The following is a 21,877-nucleotide window of genomic DNA, read 5'->3' on the forward strand; positions in this document are numbered from 1 at the left end:
CAACAATAATATTAAATAAAATGGCTCTCTTTTATTTATGTACTTTAGTAAATAGAAGGGGGTTTTTGATGATTTCAAGTGAAAGCAAGTTAATCAGTCATTTTGAGTATCAGATAAGCACTATCGAATTATGTAAATATAGTATCTATATATGGATTAATAAAACTTCTATATATTTGTGTTAAGTCTGTAGGTAAATTAGAATAAGCAAAAAATTGAAGATTTTCTGATTCATTGTAGTCGATTTTCATTTCGCCACTAAATTCCTTTGTGTAATAAACAGCTGTTATAGAATATAATTCATCACCATTTGATACTTTTAAATAGTATTCAGATCCTGAGAATACATTCAGTAATTTTAGGTGGTGGACTAATAATCCGGTTTCTTCGAAAACTTCTCGTTTGGCTACTTCTTCAAAACTCTCTCCTAAATCCATTAAGCCACCTGGTAATCCTCAAGTACCATCATTTCTTTTTTGGAGTAATAACTCATTTTTATCGTTTAATATTATGACAACCGAACCTGGCAAAATTATTGGTTGGTGACCTACATAATGTCTAAGATATTTAAAATACTCCATGTATTAACCGCCTTTTTTTGTTGTATGCGTAAATGATTCGTCTTTAAAGGATGGGAAGTCGCTCCCTTTTATAATAATAGAGACATAAAATACTCATCTACATATTGACCATTAATACATAAAGAGTGTCTTTTAACACCTTCAATTTCAAAGCCCATTTTTTTATATAAATGAACGGCAACTTCATTTGAAGCGATAACCGTTAAATCTAGTCGGTGCAATCCTACTTGCTGTGCCCATGCCATTACATGCGTAAAAAGGGCATTACCGACGCCTTGACCACGACTTTCACTATGTACGCCAATTACAATATTTGCTCGATGTGCTATACGTTGCGGCTTTTCATTTTGGACGATTAAATAACCGACAATTCTTTCATTTACACATGCAACAAAAACCCCTGATTTCTCATTACTATGAGTTGCATCAATAAATTTAGCGAACTTTTCAGGATTTACTTCTCTTTCTAGTGGGGAAAATAACATAAAACCAGATGCTTCGGCATTTGTCATTACACTTACTATTTTTTCAGCTTCACTAGATAATGCTTTTCTTACTTCAACCATAAATTTTCCTGCCTTTTTTCTAATTTCAATATGTTTATTTTTCTGTCTACATATAATTGTAGCACTTTAAATGATAATTCAGTATATATATGGAAAATTATTAGGGGAATTATTGCTATATTTACAACTAAAATTGAGGTAGTTCTAGGGTTTTTGAATAATAAAAGGTTTGTTAAAGTAGTTTAATTGAGATAAAAAGGTAGGCACATTTAGTACGAAAAAAAAGAAGCCTCGATTATCTTCTTAATTGTGGGCTTCTTTATGTACCTTTAAGAAATGTTTAACTTAGTTTAGCTAATACATCTTCATAAATTTCTTCTGAAGGTTTATCGAGTGCAATGGAGAATTCGGAAAATATAATTTCTTGTAAAGAGTGCAATAATTTTTCTTCTTGATTTGGGAATTTTTTTTCGTTTGCTTCATATTCAAACTTTTTGCGTAGCAATGTATTTAAAAGGTTCGCCTGTTTTTGTCGATCGCCTGTTTTAATAATTTCTACGTGAAATCTCATCCGATGTGTGTTTTGTTCAATCCATTCAATACCGGGAGACGTAAATGAACTTAAAATTCTAATGGCATCATCTTTTTTAATAATATCTCTAAGTTGTTTTTTTGCATTATCGATAGGAGTACGAATTGTTAATTTTGAATCGTTGAGTGGTTGTAAAACGTAGTAAGTTTTAGTAATGTCGCTAAAGGTTTGTTCACAAATATCTTCAACTGAACAAAGTCCATGTGATGAATAAATGACTACATCGCCAACATTGTACATGTATAATCCCTCCATCAAACATTATTGTCAACTTGGTTGACTAAATTAATTGTAAACAATAAAAGAACTTTTGTCAACTTAGTTGACGACTGGGTCGTTTTTTTGTATAGTAATTACGAAATTATGGAATGAAGGTGAACGAGTTGAAGGACGAATTGCAAAATCGAGATGTCATTGATTTGTTGAGCGAACGTCATGAAATACTTCGACGACTTGCTGAAGAGAAATGGAATAAATATAATACAATCCATATATCTAACTCAGAATGGCATATTTTAAGTAAAATATATAAAAACCAACCTACTATTTCAGAGGTAACGAAAGTTGTCGATTTTTCCCGTCAGGCTACTCACAAATTTATAAAAAGTTTAGAAGCAAAAGGCTTGGTAGAGGTGAGCAATGCTGAGCATAGTAAAAAACACAAAGTAATCCGAATGACAAATTTCGGCGAAGTTTGCTATGAACAAAACGAACGTAACAAAGCGGAAATTGAACAACAATTGGTTCGCACAATTGGAGAAGAATCAGTAACGAAATTAAAAAATATATTACAACTTAATTGGAGTATTGAGCAGTTAGAGGCATAACAACGAGTAGTTTTTAACAATGACTATTTCTTAATTCTTCGAATTGTCGATAAAAGGAATCAAGAAGTTTATTCTTGATTCCTTTTATCTTATTACCTATCCATTCGATTGTAGCTATGGGGGGGTGACTCCTGTGGGAACAGCACAAAATGTAAGACGCGAGCATCTCGTGCGTTAGCGAGGATTGCTATTTACAATGTGTCCGAAGAATGCGCCGCCTGAAGCGGAAATCAACAATAGTAGTCATCTACAGTTTTTGAATTCAACTTTTCCCATCTACGCATATTTTTTTTATAAATTATTGCTTCTAAGAATAGAAATGAAAAAGCTATAATATGGACATAGAGGTGAATGGTTATGAAAAAAGATCGTGGCAAAGTTTGGTTAGGTGTTGCAGGTTGCACTGTCAATGAAATTGGGCAATGGCTCGTTGTAAAAAAGGCCTATAGTGGTTTAAAAGGACGATGGTCATTACCAGCCGGTTTTGTTAATGCAGGAGAAACAGTTGATGAGGCAGTTGTTCGAGAATTGAAAGAAGAAACTGGCATCGATTGTTATGTTTCGGGCTTAATCGGCTTTCGTACAGGTGTAATTCGTGGTGAAATTAGTGATAACATGGCTATTTTTTATTGTAAGATGAAGGATGAACAACAACAGCTCTTTATTCAAGAAAATGAAATATTAGAGGCCAAATGGCTGTATCCTAGTGAACTGGCACAGGATGAAATGACATCTGTTATGTTAAAGGAAATGGTGTCTAATCAATTTGAACAGCATCAATTAGATGCAATTGATGGCATCAATCCAGGTGACGTGTTCGGTTACTCCTCCTATCGATTATTTTTTAAAAAATAATATGATGATAATAGCAGGCTACTTTTACTAGAAGTTGGTTTTTTACTAAAATATGACGAACATGCGAAATGAAGGATATGTTCATTGAAAGCACTCTCATAATCATGTAAACTAATGAGAGGAAAACGGAGGTTATACATACATGGGTGGTTCAGTTTCAATCGTGCAGTTAATCATTTCAATTGTGTTATTTTTCGTCATGTTTTTTGGTATCGGATTTCTATTGAATATGTTACTGCGGATGACTTGGTTAATGGCAGTTGTATATCCAATTGTAGTTGTCTTTATTGTTGATGATGTAAGCTTTTTAGATTATATTTTTAAACCTGGTTCAGCCTTCCCAGCGCTGTTAGATAAATTGCAAGCATTACAAGTAGTAGATATTTCTATTTTATCCGGTGGCTTTGCAGGGGCAATTGTAGCAGGAATTGTTATGATTTATTTAAGAAAAAGTGGATATCGGATGTTTTAACGTTAAAAAGACAAAATGGATATATAAAAGGAGCTGGTTCGTGGATGTGAACCAACTCTTTTTTTATTGAATGAATTGATAGGTTATGATAGCGATAAAGATGCCTGTTAATGCTCCGAAAAACACCTCACTACGCTTATGACCAAGCAAAGTTTTCAACTCTTCCATTTTTTCCTGCCCATCCATCTGTGGCCAATCTTTAATATCACGTAGCAACGTCTGAAAATCTTTGCGAAGTTGATTTAATACAACTGCGTGTTGCCCTGCTTGGAAACGAACACCACTTGCATCATACATAACAATGAACGAAAACATTGCGGCTATAGCAAAAACAGGTGAATCCAAGCCTGTTTCATACGCTATTGATGTTGTTAACCCCGTAACAGAAGCAGAGTGAGAGCTAGGCATTCCTCCAGTGGATGTAAATAGGCCCCATTTTATTTGTCTTGTCATTAAAAAATGTATAGGAATTTTTACAAACTGTGCAAAGAGAACAGAAAAGAGGGCGACGAGTAGAGGGGTATTTTGAAGTATCGCCAAATTCATCACAACCTTCACTTATAATTGCTTTTATTATAACATTCATTATTTTCTAAAAGAAGAAATAGCTAAATATTACGCGCTTTTTTGAAAGTTAGGTATAATAGAAATATTGAATGGAGGAATAATTATGCATATTGTTAAAGAAGCAAAAACATTTGAATCGATTTCTACAGAAGTATTAGTTGTAGGGGTTACAAAACATCGTGAACAAATGCAAGATTGGGCAAGTTTTTCAGCATTTTACGGAGAATCACTAAATGCTTGGCTTAGTGCAGGCGATGTATCGACTGAACTAAAATCGATTACGAAATTGCCATTCGTGAAGGAACATGACAATTTAAAACGTATTTTATTTGTAGGCTTAGATGAGCGTAAAAACTTAACAGAAGGTGACTTACGGGCTGCATTTGGATTAGTCGGTAAAGAGCTTAAAGCTTTAAAAGTAAAAGACTATTCAATTTGGCTTGAATCATTTACAACAGAAGCAATAACTGTAAATGATGTTGCGTTTTTAGCGGGTGAAGGAACAACGCTAGGTTATTATTCTATTCCTCATTATAAAACAACTTCAAATGAAGTAGATAAACTTATTGAAGCAGTAAATTTAGTGACTACTGCTGAGGATTTAGATGAAGTTGTGGCTAGCTTTGAAGTCGGTATCATTTATGCAGATGCAGTTAACGAGGCACGTAGCTTAATTAATCTACCACCAAATCTATTAACTGCAACAGACTTAGCAAATTATGCACAGTCCCTTGCAATCGACTATGATTTTGAAGTAGAAATTTTAGATAAAGCACAACTAGAGGAACTTGGTATGGGCGGTATTTTAAGTGTCAATCAAGGTTCATATGAAGAACCTCGTTTAATCACGTTAAAATATAAAGCAACAGAAGATTTCGCTGATCCAATTGGTCTTGTGGGTAAAGGCGTTACGTATGATACGGGTGGTTATTCATTAAAACCTAAAGATTCGATGGTTGGTATGAAGGGCGATATGGGCGGTGCAGCAGCAGTGCTCGGTGCTATGAAAATTATCGGTGAATTACGCCCTAATAAAAACGTAGTTGCAGTTATTGGCTCTACTGATAATATGGTTTCTGATACAGCCTTTAAACCTGATGATGTAATTACAATGTATAGTGGTAAAACGGTTGAGATTTTAAATACTGATGCTGAAGGACGTTTAGTATTGGCAGATGCTACTACATATGCTAAACAACAAGGAGCAACTGCACTTATTGACGTTGCTACTTTAACAGGCGGTGTTATTACAGCACTTGGTCTAGATAAAACGGGTGCACTTTCTAATGATGATGAATTCTATGCTAGTTTCATGGAAGCAGCACAAGAGACAGATGAGTTTGTATGGCGTATGCCTTTAACAGAAAGTGATAAGAAACGAATTCGTAAATCAGATGTTGCAGATTTGAACAACTCTCCTGGTCGCGATGGTCATATGATTTTCGGTGGTGGCTTCGTAGGCGAATTTGTTGGTGATTTACCTTGGATTCATTTAGATATTGCAGGTACTTCGGATACAGGAGCTGCACATGATTTAGGACCAAAAGGTGGTACGGGTGTCATGGTGCGTACATTAGCAAACTTTGTGCAACGTTTAGGTGAAGAAAAATAGAGTAGGCAAAGGACTCGCGGGGTATGTACCTCCCTTCATACGATAGAGAAGAAGGGAGGGAGCCTATGCGAAATTTCGGAGGTTATCCAGGAGGCTTTGGTGGCGGTGGCTTCTTTTGGCCAATAGGTGCACCATTTTTTGGAGGGTTATTAGGAGGTTTTCTTGGGTCACAATTTAACCAATATCCATACTACCCGAATTATCCTAACTATCGTCCATATCCACCAGGTCCATATTTCGGACCACGTAGACGACCATATCCACGGTATAGACCATACTAATTTGATTTCTATGAACGAACAAAAGTTCAGCTTGTGGCTTGACCCAAAAATAAAAAGTATGCAAGGAGTACACGCTCCTTGCATATTTTTTTTTGCATTGTTACCTTTCATTGCTCTGTTTAAACGGCTAGCATTTTTAAAAGGAATAAAACAACTGTTGACAGAATATACTAAATTATTTATTATTCTTATTATATTACTAAGAATTAAAAATGGAAGCTGACTAGCAAACTAGAGGCTCTTATTATTCACAGGCATTGCTTTGCCTATGGATAGTATGAGTCTCTTTTTTTATCGATAGAAAGGAGTGCCATGACATGGGGAAGGTGTACATTGTTGGAGCCGGTCCGGGCGATATTGATTTGATTACGCTAAGAGGATTACGCTGCATTGAACAGGCGGATGTCATCTTATACGACAGACTGATTAATAAGGACTTATTAACGTATGCGAAAAAAAGTGCCAAGTTGATATTTTGTGGAAAGTTACCAAATCGACATGCCATGATTCAGGATCATATTAATCATTCCCTTGTAAGCTATGCACAGCAAGGCTTTATTGTCACAAGGTTAAAAGGGGGTGACCCATTCGTTTTTGGCAGAGGTGCTGAGGAAGCAGAAGTGCTTGCCAAACATCATATTCCATTTGAAATCGTACCTGGGATCACCTCTGGAATAGCCGCGCCAGCATATGCGGGTATTCCTGTTACACATCGGGATTTAAGTTCAAGCTTCGCAATGGTCACAGGTCATATGCGAGAGGGAAAAGATGATGCTATTCAATGGGAAAGTCTTGCTAAAGGAATAGATACGATTGCGATTTATATGGGGGTTGGAAATTTACCTTATATCCAACAGCAGTTAATAAAATACGGACGTGACGAGCAAACGCCTGTCGCACTTATTCATTGGGGAACATGTCAGCAACAAAAAACTGTCATTGGAACATTAGCGAATATTGTGGATGTTGCACAGCAAGAAAATATTCAAAATCCAAGCATGATTGTAATTGGTGAAGTGGTGACATTACGGGAAAAAATTCAATGGTTTGAGGAAACTTGTCCTAAAATGCCTTTAAAAGAAATTTCAGTATAGGGAAGTGTTTTGATGCAGGCTATTTTATATGTGGCACATGGTAGTCGGGTAAAGGCTGGTGTAGAGCAAGCAGTTGCATTTTTACAGCGAGTGCAACAGGACATTGATTTACTGATTCAGGAAATTTGTTTTTTAGAGCTAGCCCAGCCAACGATTGCACAAGGTATAGAAAATTGCGTACGCCAAGGGGCTACAGCCATTGCAATTATGCCGATTCTTTTGTTAGCTGCCCAGCATGCGAAGCACGATATCCCTCAGGAGATTGAAAAGGCAAAAAAGCGATACCCAACAGTACGCTTTACATACGGGGAGCCACTCGGAGTACATGAGCTATTAATTGACACACTACAAACGCGAATTTTAGAAACAGAGCTTTATGCTAACAATGCAAGCGTATTACTCATTGGTCGTGGCAGTAGTGATCCAGCAGTTAAAGAGGATTTAGCTAAAATTGCGTTAAGATTACGTGAAAAATATAGTTATGTAGCAGTCGATACATGCTTTTTATACGGAGCGGGTCCTAGCTTGGAAGGTTGGATAAAGCAAAGGCAACAATTCAATCATCGTGTATTTATCGTGCCATATTTATTGTTTACGGGCATTTTACGTCAAAGTATTGCCAAGCAATTGCAAGGGTATGAGGAAAACAACATGATTTTATGTAATAGCTTGGGCTATGACGATAATGTAAGGAAAGTATTAGTGGAACGTATCGTGCAATTAGTACAACTAAATTATTTGGAGGAAGGGTGTTTTTCGTAATGGTAGATAAGAGAGAAGAAAATATCAATCTAGCATTAGATAATGTCCGACAAATTTTAAATACAGTTAACCATGGTTCGATTACATTAATTGTACAAAATTTTTACGTTGTACAAATTGAAAAGAAAGAAAAAATACGACTTAGATAATTTTAAATTATACGTGAGGTGGCATAGTTTGAAACTGCAAGTAATTAACAGTCCTTTTAATGAGGAACAGGTGAAACTTTTAAATGAGCTTCTACCTAATTTAACAGGAGAACAAAAAATTTGGTTAAATGGTTACTTAAGTGCGTTACTAGCAACCATTGATACAAACGTAGTAGAAGAAGCAAAATTGTCAGTTGTCCCAACAACGAAATCAGTAACACTGCTATATGGTTCACAAACAGGAAATAGCCAAGGCTTAGCTGAAAAATATGCAGCTGCGTTAAAAGCCAATGATGTTGAGGTGACAGTCACATCTTTAGCGAAGTTTAAGCCGAATAATTTAAAGAAAATAACGAATCTATTGCTCGTAGTAAGTACGCATGGTGAAGGGGAACCACCCGATCAAGCAATTCAATTTTATGAATTTTTACACAGTAAACGTGCACCCAAACTTGAGCATCTGCACTTTTCCGTATTGGCATTAGGCGATAGCTCATATGAATTTTTCTGTAAAACAGGTCAGGATTTTGACGCGCAATTTGAAAAGTTAGGCGCAACACGTATTGTTCCACGAACAGACTGTGATGTTGATTACGATGAACCTGCTGCCAAATGGTTTACGGATGTTCAACAGGCATTATTAGAGCATACAGATACAGCGATTAAAACGGAGCAAACGCAAATTTTAGAAGGAGATGCTACATATTCCCGTAAAAATCCGTATTATGCTGAAGTATTGGAAAACATCAATTTAAATGGTCGTGGCTCTGAAAAAGAAACGCGTCATATCGAGTTATCAATTGAAGGAGCGAATTTTCAATTTCAGCCTGGAGATAGCATTGGTATTCTTCCAGAAAATGATGAAACATTAGTGCATGCATTAATAACAGCATTACAGTTTAATCCACAGGCACAAGTAACTGTATCTGATGAGGCAATGCAATTAAAAGATGCGCTTCAGAAAAAGTTAGAAATTACGGTTTTATCAAAGCCTCTTTTACAAAAAATTAGCGCATTTACGGTGCATAAAAAATTTGCAAAGCTATGTGAAAGTTCTACAGCTTGGAAGGACTATGCAAGAGGACGGGATTTAGTAGATATCGCTGAAGATTTTGCTCCATTTACTTGGGATGCTCAACAATTTGTTGACCTTCTTCGCAAAATACCAGTTAGACTTTATTCCATTGCAAGTAGCCAATTAGCAAATAGTGATGAAGTCCATTTAACAATAGGAAAAGTAAGCTATGAAACGAATGGCCGAGTGCGTTTTGGGGTGTGTTCCGGTAGTGTTGCAGGGCGCGTCAATATTGGTGATACATTGCCGATTTATGTTCATAAGAACCCGAACTTTAGATTGCCAGAACAAGCTGACACACCAATTATTATGATTGGCGCTGGTACAGGAGTTGCGCCATATCGTGCATTTTTAGAGGAGCGAGAGGAATTAGGTATAGAGGGCAAATCTTGGTTAATTTTTGGCGATCAGCATTTTATGACGGATTTCCTTTATCAAACAGATTGGCAGCGTTGGCTTGCCTCAGGAACATTAGTTCAAATGGATATAGCCTTTTCTCGTGATACAGATAAAAAAATATATGTCCAACATAAAATCGAGGAAAAGGCACAAGCATTTTATGAATGGCTTGAGCAAGGGGCTGTTATTTACGTATGTGGCGATAAAAAATCGATGGCTGCTGATGTTGATCAAACAATCCGTCACATTATTGAGCAGCAAGGGAACAAAACGCCTGAGGAAGCGAAAGCTTATATCAATGATTTGAAACAGCAAAAACGCTACCAACGTGACGTTTATTAGTAAAGGAGCGAAAAAGATGACTGGAAAAATTATTTTACCTCCACAACCTGGGACACCTAGTGATGTAGAACGTATTAAAAGCGATAGTAATTACTTACGTGGGACACTTGAACGGACTATGAATGATCCGTTAAGCTCAGGAATTCCTGAGGATGATAATAGATTAATGAAATTCCACGGAAGTTACTTACAGGATGACAGAGATTTGCGAAATGAACGGCAGCGTCAAAAGCTAGAACCAGCGTATCAGTTTATGGTCCGAGTAAGAACACCTGGTGGGGCTGCAACACCTGCACAGTGGCTTGTAATGGATGAGATGGCAAGAAAATATGGCAATGGCTCATTAAAATTAACGACACGTCAGGCATTCCAAGTACATGGCATTTTGAAATGGAATGTCAAAAAATATATGCAAGAAATTAATGATGTTCTGTTAGATTCACTCGCTGCATGTGGGGATGTGAATCGAAATGTGATGTGTAATGTCAATCCGAACCAATCGTCATTACATGAGGAAATTTACAATTGGTCAGCAAAGTTAAGTGAGCATTTATTGCCAAGAACTCGTGCCTATCACGAGCTATGGCTTGATGGTGAAAAAGTAGTAGATAGCCAAGAGGAAGAAATTGAGCCTATTTACGGTGCACAATATTTACCGCGTAAATTTAAAATCGGTATGGCAATTCCACCAAGCAATGATGTCGATGTTTATTCCCAAGATATCGGTTTAATTGCAATCATTGAAGAAGACCAGCTAGTGGGCTTTAATGTAGTTGTTGGAGGAGGCATGGGAATGTCACATGGTGACCATGAAACATATCCACAGCTTGCTCGTATTATTGGCTTTATTACACCTGACAAATTGCTTGAAACGTCGGAGAAAATTATTACGATTCAGCGTGACTATGGTAATCGTTCAGTTCGTAAAAATGCACGTTTTAAATATACAATTGATGCGCGAGGACTCGACTGGTTTAAAGCAGAATTACATCGTCGTTTAGGATGGGAACTACAAGAGGAACGTCCATTTACATTTGAACGTACTGGTGATGAATTTGGATGGATCAAAGGTGCTGATGGCAACTGGCATTACACATTATTTATTCAAAATGGGCGAATTAAAGATTTTGAGGATTACGAGCTGTTAACTGGTTTACGAGAAATTGCCAAAGTGCATAGCGGAGATTTTCGTTTAACACCAAATCAAAACTTAATGATTAGCAATGTATCGCAACAGAAGAAGAAACAAATAGCTGCACTTATTGAACAGTATAAGTTAACAGATGGTGCGCATTACTCAGCACTGCGCCGCAATTCAATTGCTTGTGTATCGTTACCTACTTGTGGTTTAGCAATGGCAGAGGCAGAGCGTTATTTACCTTCACTCATTACGAAAATTGATACAATTATTGATGAAGCTGGTTTACATGACACCGAAATTGTTATTCGTATGTCTGGTTGTCCAAATGGCTGCTCACGTGCAGCAATGGGCGAAATAGGCTTTATCGGCAAAGGTCCAGGTAAGTACAATATGTATCTTGGCGCTAGCTTTACAGGTAATCGTTTGAATAAAATTTATCGTGAAAATATAGGGGAAGAAGAAATTTTAGCGGAGTTACGGCCAATTCTTTTGCATTTTGCAAAGGACCGTTTAGATGGTGAGCATTTCGGAGACTTTGTTATTCGTGCGGGCTATGTGTCAGCAGTCTTTGATGGACGAGAATTTCATAACTAAAATATATGCAAAGTAGAAAAAGTGTTAGATTGACTACCATCAATCTAACACTTTTTATGTATGCCGTTGTTGTCCGCTATGGTGGTGCTTTCCGCGGGCACACACGTAAGCCGCAACCCTCGCTAAAGCGCGGCTTGTTGTGTCTTACGTTGCGTGTGTTCCCGCAGGAGTCACCGCCTTCGCTACCAACAACTAGTACACGCTGCTAATTTATTATTTTGGCAAAAAGAAAGAATTGCTGATTCCAGACAATCTACCCACTATTAAGCTATGCCGTTGTTGTCCGCTCCGGCGGTGCTTTCCGCGGGCACACAGGTAAGCCACAATCCTCGCTAACGCGCGGCTTGTTGTGACTTACGTTGCGTGCTGTTCCCGCAGGAGTCACCGCCTTCGCTACCAACAACTAGTACACGCTGCTAATTTATTATTTTTGCAAATGAAAGAATTGTTGACCCCAGACAATCTACCCACTATTAAGCTATGCCGTTGTTGTCTGCTCCGGCGGTGCTTTCCGCGGGCACACACGTAAGCCGCAACCCTCGCTAACGCGCGGCTTGTTGCGTCTTACGTTGCGTGCTGTTCCCGCAGGAGTCACCGCCTTCGCTACCAACAACTAGTACACGCTGCTAATTTATTAATCTTGCAAAAGAAAGAATTGCTAAGTTTAACATAGTGAAATAGCAAAAATTAGCGAACATATTTTTATTCTCAAATTTTAACCGTGCCTTCTTTTTTTAAATAGAAAAATCTTCTGGAATAAATACTTTTAATTGCTTTGGTCGTACAAATACATTGTCGCCTACTTTTAGTTGAAGATTTGTAAACTGATCTTTTGTCAGCTCTGCCTCTAAAAATTCATCAATATCAAGACGGCGCAGTTCAATTTGTACAATTGGTCCTAGCAAATGTATATGGCTTATTTGAGCAGGAACAGTGCCTGACACCGCTGTTTTTTCAATTTGTATATCATGTGGGCGAACGTAGCCTACAGCATCGTCCTGTGTATGAGCATGCGTGTCTGGCACATCAATGGCAAATTCTCCATGTGTCAGCTTTCCGTTATGTAAACGCCCTTTAAAGAGGTTAACATTACCTAAGAAATCATAGACAAATGGACTTTTAGGGTGGGTGTAAACTTCATCTGGACTGCCAATTTGCTCGATTTTACCGTTGTTCATCACGACAATTCGATCAGCCACATCAAGCGCTTCCTCTTGGTCATGCGTCACAAAAATACTCGTTATTTGAAAATCATCATGTAGCTTTCGCAACCACCGCCGTAATTCCTTACGCACTTTAGCATCAAGTGCACCGAATGGTTCATCTAATAAAAGTACTTTAGGTTCGACAGCGAGAGCGCGAGCGAGTGCGACACGTTGACGTTGCCCACCAGATAGCTGAGTTGGATAACGATCCGAGAAATTTTCTAGTTTAACAAGTCGTAGTAATGTCATTACTTTATCGGTTATTTCTGCTTTGGATGGTCTTGTTTTACGTGGCCGTACTTTCAGCCCATAAGCTACATTATCAAAAACAGTCATATGGCGAAAAAGCGCATAATGTTGGAAAACAAAGCCTACGTTTCGTTCTTTCGGATGACGATTCGTAATCGTTTGACCGTCAAATAATATTTCGCCAACATCGGAGGCTTCAAGTCCTGCAATCACACGAAGTAAAGACGTTTTGCCAGAGCCAGATGGACCGAGCAGTGCTACCAATTCACCAGATTGAATATCAATGGATACATCTTGCAGTGCTTGAAAGGAACCGAATTTCTTTGATACATTTTGTATTTGTATACTCAAGCAAGTATACCCCCTTTAAACTGATTTTGATTTCCAAGCAACAATATCTTTTATAATAAGCGTAATAATAGCTAGCACACTCATCAATGACGCAACAGCAAAGGCTGCTGAAAATTGATATTCATTGTATAAAATTTCGATATGAAGCGGCATTGTATTCGTCATACCACGAATATGACCCGATACAACAGAAACTGCTCCGAATTCGCCAATTGCACGAGCATTACATAATATCAAACCATAAAATAATCCCCATTTAATATTGGGTAATGTGACATACCAAAAGGTTTTAAAGCCATTAGCCCCAAGAGAAATAGAGGCCTCTTCTTCCGATGTCCCTTGTGCCTGCATTAATGGCACGAGCTCTCTTGCTACAAAGGGCAATGTGACAAAAATAGTAGCAAGTACAATGCCCGGCAAAGCAAAAACAATTTTAATATCATTAGCAAATAGCCAGTTCCCAAACAGACCTTGTGCACCGAATAGCAATATAAACACTAAACCTGCGATAACTGGTGACACAGCAAAAGGTAGGTCAATCACTGTAAGTAATAGATTTTTCCCTTTATAGTTAAATTTCGTTAGTGTCCAAGCTGCCATAATGCCGAAGATTGCATTTAAAGGAACTGCGATTGCCACTACTGTTAAGGTTAATTTTATAGCAGCTAATGCATCTGGATGGGTAATTGCGTCAAAATAGACGTCTGCTCCTTTTTGAAAGGCTGTTATAAAAATTGATACGAGAGGAAGAACGATAAAACATGCTAAAAAAGCAAGCGCAATAAATGTTAATACATAACGAACAATACGAGGCTCCTGTAGGGCAGCGGGCTTTGCCGTTGCAATGTGTGATTCAGGAGCAATTGGTTCGATTACCGTAGACTGATCCATAAATACCTCCTAATGTACAAAGCGACGATTTGCCAGCCACTGTATTAAATTAATGGTGAACAATAAGACAAATGATGTAATAAGCATGACGGCAGCAATAGAAGTAGCGCCTGCATAGTCATATTGTTCAAGCTTTGTCATAATGATTAACGGTGTAATTTCCGTCTTCATCGGCATATTCCCAGCAATAAAGACAACTGATCCATATTCCCCTAGGGCACGTGCAAAGGCTAACGAAAAGCCTGTTAAAATGGCAGGTGCTAGTTCAGGGAAAATAATTTTTATGACTGTTTGGAGCCTTGATGCTCCAAGACTTGCTGAGGCTTCTTCGACTTCAGTACTAATGTTTTGTAAAACAGGTTGCACGGTGCGCACTACAAATGGAAGTCCAATAAAGGTTAGTGCAATGATGATACCAAGTGGTGTAAAAGCGATTTTAAAATCGAAAAATTGACCTATCCAACCATTCGGGGCATAAAGAGATGTTAGAGCAATTCCTGCTACTGCTGTAGGTAAAGCAAATGGTAAATCTACAAGACCGTCAATGATGCGCTTAAACGGAAAATGGTAACGCACGAGTACCCAAGCGATAATGGTGCCAAAGACAACATTAAGTAAACCAGCAGCTAGTGCTGTGCCGAAACTGAGCTTATAGGAGGCAACTGCACGTGGATCGGTTATAATTGTCACGAATTCAGCCCAACTCAAGGACATCGTCTGAATAAAAATCATTGCTAAAGGCAAGAGCACAAGCAAACTAACGTATAGCATTGTATAACCAAGAGAAAGATGGAAGCCGGGAATAACTCGTGCCGGCTTCTTTTTTAATGTTAGGCTACTCATCATATGCCTCCTTATTGTGGAACGTAAATTTCATCGAACGTGCCACCGTCTTTAAAATGCTTGGACTGTGCTTCTGCCCAACCGCCAAAGTCATCAATTGAAATGAGCTCAAGCTTTGGAAATTGATCTTGGTATTTTGCTAATATTTCTTCATTGCGTGGTCGATAGTAGTTTTTTGCAGCAATTTCTTGCCCAATATCGCTATATAAATGTTGTAAGTATGCTTCTGCCACTTCGCGCGTCCCTTTTTTATCTACAATTTTGTCAACAATTGCAACAGGAGGCTCTGCTAAAATACTCAATGAAGGTGTAACGATTTCAAATTCATCTTCCCCTAATTCATTGAGTGATAAATAAGCTTCATTTTCCCAAGCAATTAACACATCACCTATTTTCCGTTCAACAAACGTCGTCGTAGCGCCGCGAGCCCCAGAATCAAGTACCTCTACATTGCTATACAACGCCTTCATAAAATCCTTTATTTGCTTCTCGTCATTGTTATACAACTTTGCAGCAAACCCCCATGCAGCTAAGTAATTCCAACGTGCACCACCTGAAGTTTTTGGGTTTGGTGTGATGACTGATACATCGTCTTTTGTTAAATCACTCCAATCTTGTATTGCTTTTGGATTGCCTTTTCGTACTAAAAAGACAATTGTAGAAGTGTAGGGTGTAGAATTATTTTCAAATTCAGTTTGCCAGTCTTTGTTTAGCAGATCGCGAGCTTGGGCGATTTCATCAATATCATAGGCAAGTGCTAGTGTCACAACATCGGCTTCTTGACCATCAATGACCGCTCGCCCTTGTTTACCAGAGCCACCATGTGATTGATGAATCTTCACATCTTGACCTGTTTCGTCCTTCCATTTTGCGATAAAGTCTTTATTAAATTCATCATAAAGCTCCCGCGTTGGATCATAAGAAACATTTAGTAGCTCAACTGACTTTTTTGTGTCTTCCGTACTTGTATCGTTGTCTGTGGATGTGCTATTACACCCTGTTAACATTAAAGTTAAGCCAGATAAGAGTACAAATGATTGAAAAATATGCTTTCTTTTTTTCATCAAAAATCTCCCCTTTTTCTCAAAAGAACACAAAAGACCATCTCTCAAAAACGTGTACAAACACATTTTGAGTAGATGGCCTTCAGATCCTCTGATCAGCATTTTTTGTTTTTAATTAGCTTAGTACCACATTAAACATATATTTCCTATTAGTCAACAAGGAATTATGAAAAATTTCTGTTTTTTTTTCAGACAATTAACCGATGTGCAGACGGTGAGTAGCAAAAGACAAATTATTTGAATAAAATTATTTGTAAATGATGAGCGTGACATTCAAATGGGAGATAAAATGATACTGCTGAAATAAGTTTAGATTTTTTATAAAACCTAGTTGACTACTAGGTGTAATTTAGTATATATTTGGTAATAAGAAGTATGATTGCTAAATGAGGTACAAGATTACTAGTTTACAATCATCCATAAAAGCTGGCTAGTCAAACTAGAGGCGTTTTAACGAAGGCACAACGCAATTGTTGTGTCTGTTGTTAAAACGCCTTTTGCTATATCTGAAAATGTTTCGAGGGGGATTACATGTTAACGTATGCAACTTGGCAGGAGCCAACGGTTAATTTTGGAGTGGATGAATCCTTTAAAGGTGCACTAGAGGTTTTACAATGGAGCTATGCACAATATGGCGATGATATCGTTTATGCCTGTAGCTTTGGTATAGAGGGAATTGTATTAATCGATCTTATCTCAAAGGTTAAGCCAAACGCTACTATCGTTTTTTTAGACACAGATGTCCATTTTAAAGAAACATATGAAACGATTGAACGCGTAAAGCAAAAATATCCACAGCTCAATATAATCTTGCAGAAACCTAAGCTTACACTTGATGAACAAAAGGCTCAATATGGAGATGAATTATGGAAGTCCAACCCTAATAAGTGCTGCGATATTCGAAAAATTAAGCCATTACATGAGGCATTATTAGGAGCTACAGCTTGGATTTCAGGTTTGCGTAGGGAACAATCCCCGACACGACAGCAGACGAATTTTATCAATCGTGATGATAAATTTAAGTCGATTAAAATTTGTCCGCTCATTCATTGGTCGTGGAAAGATGTATGGCGTTATGTTTCAAAGCATGATTTAACTTACAATCCGTTACACGATCAAGGCTATCCGAGCATTGGCTGTGAACACTGTACACAACCAGCCTTTACAATGGATGACCTACGCGCAGGCAGATGGCAAGGATCTGCTAAAACTGAATGTGGGCTACATGAATAGGGGCGTTTAAATTATGCTGGAATATATTGCAATAGCCATTAGTTTATTTTTTGCAATGAATATTGGTGCAAGTGGAGCAGCCGCTTCAATGGGTGTAGCCTACGGAGCGGGGGCAATTAAAAAAGCTTGGCATGCACTACTAATTTGTGCAGTAGGGGTTTTTGCAGGCGCGATTCTAGGTGGTGGGGAAGTTGTAAAGACAATAAGCTCAGGAATTATGCCACAAGAGTATATTACGGTGAAAATCGTCATGATTATATTAATTTCTGCCACAAGCTCATTGTTTCTTGCCAATCTATTAGGCATTCCATTATCGACAAGTGAAGTAACCGTAGGGGCAGTAGTCGGTGTAGGAATTGCCTATCGCGTGCTATATGTTAAATCATTGCTTGTCATTATGTCCTTTTGGGTAATCGTTCCGCTAATAGCATTTGTCATTGCTCTCGTATTTGGTAAGGTACTAAATAAATTTCAAGGAAAGGGATTATTAGCAAACCATCCGTTGTTAACAGTGCTACTCGTGCTTGCAGGATTTTTTGAAGCCTTCTCAGCAGGTATGAACAATGTTGCTAATGCAGTTGGCCCACTTGTTGGTGCTGGGATGATAACTGTCTCAAATGGCATTTGGCTTGGGGGTGCATTTGTTGCGATAGGAGCGATGCTATTAGGAAAACGCGTACTCGAAACGAATGGGAAAAAAATTGTACGTTTTGAGAAAGCTGAGGGCATTCTAATTTCAAGTACAGGTGCATTGCTTGTTGGAATCAGTTCGCTGTTTGGATTACCCGTACCGTTAACGCAAGTAACGTCCTCCTCTATTATTGGTATAGGAATGGCGAAAAGCGGGAAACAAATTTTTCATAAACATATCGTCAAAAAAATTATGTGTATTTGGCTTGTTTCACCTATTTTTTCATTAGCAATTTCTTATAGTCTCATTCAGTTATTTATGAAGAAAGATTTATATGCCATCGTAATAATGGGAAGCGTCATAATCGGAACGCTTGGTGCGATTAGTTTAATGAGAACAATGCGTGAAGAGGAACAATCAATTTACGATGCTGGTGAAGGCATTTAATGATAAAACATACTATTCGAATTAATTTAGGAGGAATATAAATGACGCTACAACCACATGGCGGTGCTTTAGTGCAAGCCTATAATCCACAGAAATCGGTAGTACATATTAAAAAGGAGATTGAATTGGATGCAATTGCGTTAAGTGATTTAGAGTTAATTGCAATCGGTGGATATAGCCCAATCGATGGTTTTTTAACTAAAAGTGATTATGAATCTGTCGTTGAACATACAAGGTTAGCCTCTGGAATTGTATGGAGTATTCCTATTACACTTCCTGTTAACAACGAAGTCGCAGCAACATTACAGCCAGGGGATGAAGCGAAATTAGTATATGGCAACGAAATTTATGGTGTCATCGATATCACTGATATATATGAGCCAGATAAACAAAAAGAGGCACTACTCGTTTACGGTACACAGGATTTAGCACATCCTGGTGTGAAAAAGCTCCATGAGCGGCAGGCGATATATGTTGGAGGTAAAATTACATTAATAAAGCGTCTTGAGCAAAAATTCCCTACTTATTCATTTGATCCAAAGGAGACACGTCAGTTGTTTAAGGAAAAGGGATGGCAAACAATTGTGGGCTTCCAAACACGTAATCCTGTTCATCGTGCACATGAATATATCCAAAAGGCGGCATTAGAAACAATCGATGGCTTATTTTTAAATCCGTTAGTAGGCGAAACGAAGTCAGATGATGTATCGGCAAGTATACGCATGGAGAGCTATAAGGTTCTTTTAGAAAATTACTATCCTCAAAATCGTGTGCAATTAGGTGTCTTTCCAGCAGCAATGCGTTATGCAGGGCCAAAAGAAGCCATTTTCCATGCACTTGTGCGAAAAAATTACGGCTGCACCCATTTTATTGTAGGACGTGATCACGCAGGGGTAGGTGATTATTATGGAACATACGATGCTCAAAAAATCTTTGAACAATTTACAGAAGATGAACTTGGTATTGTTCCTTTAAAGTTTGAACATAGTTTCTATTGCACTAAATGTGAAGGTATGGCTACAACAAAAACATGCCCGCATGATAGTGCATCACATGTTATTTTATCCGGTACGAAAGTGCGGGAAATGCTTCGGAATGGGGAAGTTCCTCCAAGTACATTTAGTCGTAAAGAGGTTGTCGATGTACTTATTAAAGGAATGCGTGAGGAGGTGTTAAAATGAGTTCCAATATCGTTTGGCATGAGTCATCCATTACAAAAGAAGAACGTCGCACTCAAAATAAACATCAAAGCTTTATTTTATGGTTTACAGGGCTATCAGCTTCAGGGAAATCATCCGTAGCAAATGCACTTGCCCGTGCCCTATTTGAACGAGGGAACCAGGCATTCGTACTGGACGGCGATAATGTACGACATGGGTTAAATAATGATTTAGGCTTTGACGAAGTAAGCCGTAAGGAAAATATAAGGCGTATCGGGGAAGTTTCCAAGCTTTTTGTGGAAGGCGGTCAAATTGTGCTCACGGCATTTATTTCACCTTATAGAGAAGATCGCCAAGTTGTTCGTAAGCTAGTGGAAGAGGAAGAATTTTTAGAAGTGTATGTGAGATGCTCCGTAGAAACATGTGAACAGCGTGATCCAAAAGGTCTTTATAAAAAAGCACGCAATGCGGAAATTGCCAATTTTACAGGTATTAGTGCGCCATACGAAGAACCTGAACATCCAGAATTTATTTTGGATACGGAGCGCTACTCTATTGAGGAATGTGTCGAGCAGTTAACGACGTTTTTAACGGAAAAAGGCTATATTTAAAACAGGAACAGGAGAAATCGCCAGTAAAAGTCCATGAATCGCCGGTAAAACAGGGGAAATCGCCCGAAAAGGCCTCTGAATCGCCAGTAAAACTAGAGAAATCGCCCGTAAAAGCCAGTGAATCGCCAGTAAACCTGCGGAAAGCAACCTGTAGCGAACATCAACGGCATAACAAAAAAAGTGTTAGATTGATTGCAGTCAATCTAACACTTTTTATTTTTGTCTCAGCCTCTTATTTGATACCTTGTTCTTTTTTCATTTTATCAATTTCAGGACCTAGCTCGTCACGTACTGTTCCCTTCCAAGGTTTAACACCTGCTATATAGGATGAACGGGTCATGATATGTCCACCGACAGGGCCTGTAATAAAGAGAAACAATATACCGAGTAAAATACGAGGGTTAAAATGATCCTCGATAAGCCAAAAGTGAAAGAATACGCCAATCAATACACACATAACACCGAGTGTTGCACTTTTAGAAGCGGCATGTGCCCGTGTATACAAATCAGGTAATCGAATTAGCCCAATAGCTGTTACGACGATAAATAGTACCCCGATAGAAATGAACAGAATAACTATAGTATTAGCGAGAATTGTCACGTTTAATGATATCTCCTTTCTCTATGAATTTAGAGAAAGCAACTGTACCGATGAACGATAAAATCGCTAACAATAATACAATTTCTAAAAAGAAGCTCGTTTCCACTAAAATTGAAAATAAAGCGATTAATGAAATTAGTGACACTCCTAAGGAATCTAGTGCTACGACGCGATCGGACGCGGAAGGCCCTTTCACCATACGGAAAATTACGGCGATCATTGATAAGCAAATCACTACGATCGCTGCAATAATAAACGTCATCATGATTTACTCACCTCCAAAATGGCTTTTTCAAAAGAATCACGAATGGATGCAATGGCATCGTCTACATCACTAATATCAATAGCATGGACAAACAATGTTTTTGCATCGTCCGATACATGAACGACAACGGTTCCTGGTGTTAAAGTAATGAGACTCGATAATAATGTAATTTCCCAATCTTCTTTTAGGACAGTAGGGTAAGCAAAGAAGGCAGGTTGCATATCTAGCTTAGGCTTTAACACAACTTTCAGTACTTGAATATTTGCTAATATTAACTCCTTAAAGAAGAGCACCGTAAGTTTAATAATTGCCCATATACGGAAAACATAGAGACGTTTAAAAAAGAATCTTCTCATAATCACGAGCAATATAATACCGAGAATGAAGCCTACTATAAAGCCTGTTGCTGTATAGTTAGATGAAAGAAACATCCAAACGAAGGCAAGAGCAAAGTTTAAAATAATTTGAAATGCCATA

At 38.1% G+C, this 21,877-nt stretch carries 25 protein-coding genes; 14 read left to right on the top strand and 11 right to left on the bottom strand.

Annotation, left to right across the window (positions count from 1 at the left end; translation table 11 throughout):
* Window positions 1–128: 128 nt before the first annotated feature.
* The 3 genes from NSQ74_RS08930 to NSQ74_RS08940 all read right to left on the bottom strand — a co-directional run bounded on the left by NSQ74_RS08930 (window position 129) and on the right by NSQ74_RS08940 (window position 1,919).
* The gene (locus NSQ74_RS08930) at window positions 129–437 is read right to left on the bottom strand and encodes an NUDIX domain-containing protein (RefSeq protein WP_445669057.1); all 309 of its coding nucleotides are present in this window, start codon (window positions 435–437) and stop codon (window positions 129–131) included.
* 212 nt (window positions 438–649) lie between these two features.
* Window positions 650–1,147: a GNAT family N-acetyltransferase gene (locus NSQ74_RS08935; RefSeq protein ID WP_340822824.1), complete on the bottom strand. Its 498-nt coding sequence runs from the start codon at window positions 1,145–1,147 to the stop codon at window positions 650–652.
* Window positions 1,148–1,427: 280 nt separating this feature from the next.
* Window positions 1,428–1,919, bottom strand: a complete 492-nt coding sequence (locus NSQ74_RS08940) for a CarD family transcriptional regulator (RefSeq protein WP_340822825.1) — start codon at window positions 1,917–1,919, stop codon at window positions 1,428–1,430.
* A 134-nt stretch (window positions 1,920–2,053) separates the two neighbouring features.
* On the opposite strand from NSQ74_RS08940, the gene NSQ74_RS08945 reads away from it, so the two are divergent.
* The 3 genes from NSQ74_RS08945 to NSQ74_RS08955 all read left to right on the top strand — a co-directional run bounded on the left by NSQ74_RS08945 (window position 2,054) and on the right by NSQ74_RS08955 (window position 3,833).
* Window positions 2,054–2,506 carry a MarR family winged helix-turn-helix transcriptional regulator gene (locus tag NSQ74_RS08945; protein WP_401012935.1) on the top strand — a complete coding sequence of 151 codons (453 nt, stop codon included), beginning with the start codon at window positions 2,054–2,056 and terminating at the stop codon, window positions 2,504–2,506.
* A 357-nt stretch (window positions 2,507–2,863) separates the two neighbouring features.
* The gene (locus NSQ74_RS08950) at window positions 2,864–3,361 is read left to right on the top strand and encodes an NUDIX hydrolase (RefSeq protein WP_340822827.1); all 498 of its coding nucleotides are present in this window, start codon (window positions 2,864–2,866) and stop codon (window positions 3,359–3,361) included.
* A 142-nt stretch (window positions 3,362–3,503) separates the two neighbouring features.
* Window positions 3,504–3,833 carry a YuiB family protein gene (locus NSQ74_RS08955; RefSeq protein WP_340822828.1) on the top strand — a complete coding sequence of 110 codons (330 nt, stop codon included), beginning with the start codon at window positions 3,504–3,506 and terminating at the stop codon, window positions 3,831–3,833.
* A 63-nt stretch (window positions 3,834–3,896) separates the two neighbouring features.
* Here the strand turns inward: NSQ74_RS08955 and NSQ74_RS08960 are convergent, their stop codons facing one another.
* Window positions 3,897–4,379 (bottom strand): divergent PAP2 family protein, encoded by a 483-nt coding sequence (locus NSQ74_RS08960; protein ID WP_340822829.1) that lies wholly within the window; start codon window positions 4,377–4,379, stop codon window positions 3,897–3,899.
* A 124-nt stretch (window positions 4,380–4,503) separates the two neighbouring features.
* Between NSQ74_RS08960 and NSQ74_RS08965 the strand changes: the two genes are divergently transcribed.
* From NSQ74_RS08965 to cysI, 7 genes are all read left to right on the top strand, one after another.
* Entirely contained in the window at window positions 4,504–6,012 is a 1,509-nt protein-coding gene (locus tag NSQ74_RS08965; protein WP_340822830.1) for a leucyl aminopeptidase, read from the top strand.
* A 65-nt stretch (window positions 6,013–6,077) separates the two neighbouring features.
* The gene (locus tag NSQ74_RS08970) at window positions 6,078–6,293 is read left to right on the top strand and encodes a uroporphyrin-III methyltransferase (protein ID WP_340822831.1); all 216 of its coding nucleotides are present in this window, start codon (window positions 6,078–6,080) and stop codon (window positions 6,291–6,293) included.
* 317 nt (window positions 6,294–6,610) lie between these two features.
* Window positions 6,611–7,387, top strand: coding sequence for a uroporphyrinogen-III C-methyltransferase (cobA, locus tag NSQ74_RS08975; RefSeq protein ID WP_340822832.1), 777 nt, complete (start codon window positions 6,611–6,613; stop codon window positions 7,385–7,387).
* A gap of 12 nt (window positions 7,388–7,399) precedes the next feature.
* Window positions 7,400–8,149 (top strand): sirohydrochlorin chelatase, encoded by a 750-nt coding sequence (locus NSQ74_RS08980; protein WP_340822833.1) that lies wholly within the window; start codon window positions 7,400–7,402, stop codon window positions 8,147–8,149.
* Window positions 8,149–8,298: a YezD family protein gene (locus tag NSQ74_RS08985; RefSeq protein ID WP_340822835.1), complete on the top strand. Its 150-nt coding sequence runs from the start codon at window positions 8,149–8,151 to the stop codon at window positions 8,296–8,298. Before NSQ74_RS08980 ends, NSQ74_RS08985 begins: the two co-directional genes overlap by 1 nt.
* A gap of 28 nt (window positions 8,299–8,326) precedes the next feature.
* Window positions 8,327–10,114, top strand: a complete 1,788-nt coding sequence (locus NSQ74_RS08990) for an assimilatory sulfite reductase (NADPH) flavoprotein subunit (protein ID WP_340822837.1) — start codon at window positions 8,327–8,329, stop codon at window positions 10,112–10,114.
* Between the two features lie 16 nt (window positions 10,115–10,130).
* Window positions 10,131–11,849 (top strand): assimilatory sulfite reductase (NADPH) hemoprotein subunit, encoded by a 1,719-nt coding sequence (cysI, locus tag NSQ74_RS08995; RefSeq protein ID WP_340822838.1) that lies wholly within the window; start codon window positions 10,131–10,133, stop codon window positions 11,847–11,849.
* Window positions 11,850–12,583: 734 nt separating this feature from the next.
* On the opposite strand, the gene NSQ74_RS09000 is transcribed toward cysI, so the two are convergent.
* Genes NSQ74_RS09000 through NSQ74_RS09015 form a run of 4 tightly spaced genes read right to left on the bottom strand, consistent with a single transcriptional unit; the run spans window position 12,584 to window position 16,452 of the window.
* Window positions 12,584–13,654 carry a sulfate/molybdate ABC transporter ATP-binding protein gene (locus NSQ74_RS09000; protein ID WP_340822840.1) on the bottom strand — a complete coding sequence of 357 codons (1,071 nt, stop codon included), beginning with the start codon at window positions 13,652–13,654 and terminating at the stop codon, window positions 12,584–12,586.
* Between the two features lie 15 nt (window positions 13,655–13,669).
* Window positions 13,670–14,545, bottom strand: coding sequence for a sulfate ABC transporter permease subunit CysW (cysW, locus tag NSQ74_RS09005; protein ID WP_340822841.1), 876 nt, complete (start codon window positions 14,543–14,545; stop codon window positions 13,670–13,672).
* A gap of 9 nt (window positions 14,546–14,554) precedes the next feature.
* Window positions 14,555–15,388 (bottom strand): sulfate ABC transporter permease subunit CysT, encoded by an 834-nt coding sequence (gene cysT, locus NSQ74_RS09010; protein WP_340822842.1) that lies wholly within the window; start codon window positions 15,386–15,388, stop codon window positions 14,555–14,557.
* 11 nt (window positions 15,389–15,399) lie between these two features.
* A complete protein-coding gene (locus NSQ74_RS09015) occupies window positions 15,400–16,452 on the bottom strand; it encodes a sulfate ABC transporter substrate-binding protein (protein ID WP_340822843.1) in 1,053 nt (350 codons plus the stop codon).
* A gap of 531 nt (window positions 16,453–16,983) precedes the next feature.
* Here NSQ74_RS09015 and NSQ74_RS09020 point away from each other — a divergent pair.
* The 4 genes from NSQ74_RS09020 to cysC are packed head-to-tail and all read left to right on the top strand — an operon-like array spanning window position 16,984 to window position 20,534.
* Window positions 16,984–17,685: a phosphoadenylyl-sulfate reductase gene (locus tag NSQ74_RS09020; RefSeq protein ID WP_340822845.1), complete on the top strand. Its 702-nt coding sequence runs from the start codon at window positions 16,984–16,986 to the stop codon at window positions 17,683–17,685.
* A 16-nt stretch (window positions 17,686–17,701) separates the two neighbouring features.
* Window positions 17,702–18,763: an anion permease gene (locus NSQ74_RS09025; protein WP_445669075.1), complete on the top strand. Its 1,062-nt coding sequence runs from the start codon at window positions 17,702–17,704 to the stop codon at window positions 18,761–18,763.
* A gap of 41 nt (window positions 18,764–18,804) precedes the next feature.
* Window positions 18,805–19,944 (top strand): sulfate adenylyltransferase, encoded by a 1,140-nt coding sequence (gene sat / locus NSQ74_RS09030; protein WP_340822848.1) that lies wholly within the window; start codon window positions 18,805–18,807, stop codon window positions 19,942–19,944.
* A complete protein-coding gene (cysC, locus tag NSQ74_RS09035; protein ID WP_340822850.1) occupies window positions 19,941–20,534 on the top strand; it encodes an adenylyl-sulfate kinase in 594 nt (197 codons plus the stop codon). The genes sat and cysC overlap by 4 nt, the downstream gene beginning before the upstream one ends.
* Before the next feature lie 232 nt (window positions 20,535–20,766).
* Here the strand turns inward: cysC and mnhG are convergent, their stop codons facing one another.
* Genes mnhG through NSQ74_RS09050 form a run of 3 tightly spaced genes read right to left on the bottom strand, consistent with a single transcriptional unit; the run spans window position 20,767 to window position 21,876 of the window.
* Complete coding sequence (gene mnhG, locus NSQ74_RS09040) at window positions 20,767–21,135, bottom strand: monovalent cation/H(+) antiporter subunit G (RefSeq protein WP_340822851.1); 369 nt, start codon at window positions 21,133–21,135, stop codon at window positions 20,767–20,769.
* Complete coding sequence (locus NSQ74_RS09045; protein WP_139860686.1) at window positions 21,119–21,400, bottom strand: Na(+)/H(+) antiporter subunit F1; 282 nt, start codon at window positions 21,398–21,400, stop codon at window positions 21,119–21,121. The genes mnhG and NSQ74_RS09045 overlap by 17 nt, the downstream gene beginning before the upstream one ends.
* Entirely contained in the window at window positions 21,397–21,876 is a 480-nt protein-coding gene (locus tag NSQ74_RS09050; protein ID WP_340822852.1) for a Na+/H+ antiporter subunit E, read from the bottom strand. The genes NSQ74_RS09045 and NSQ74_RS09050 overlap by 4 nt, the downstream gene beginning before the upstream one ends.
* Window position 21,877 lies beyond the last annotated feature (1 nt).

This window comes from Lysinibacillus sp. FSL W8-0992, assembly GCF_038008685.1.
Classification (GTDB): domain Bacteria; phylum Bacillota; class Bacilli; order Bacillales_A; family Planococcaceae; genus Lysinibacillus.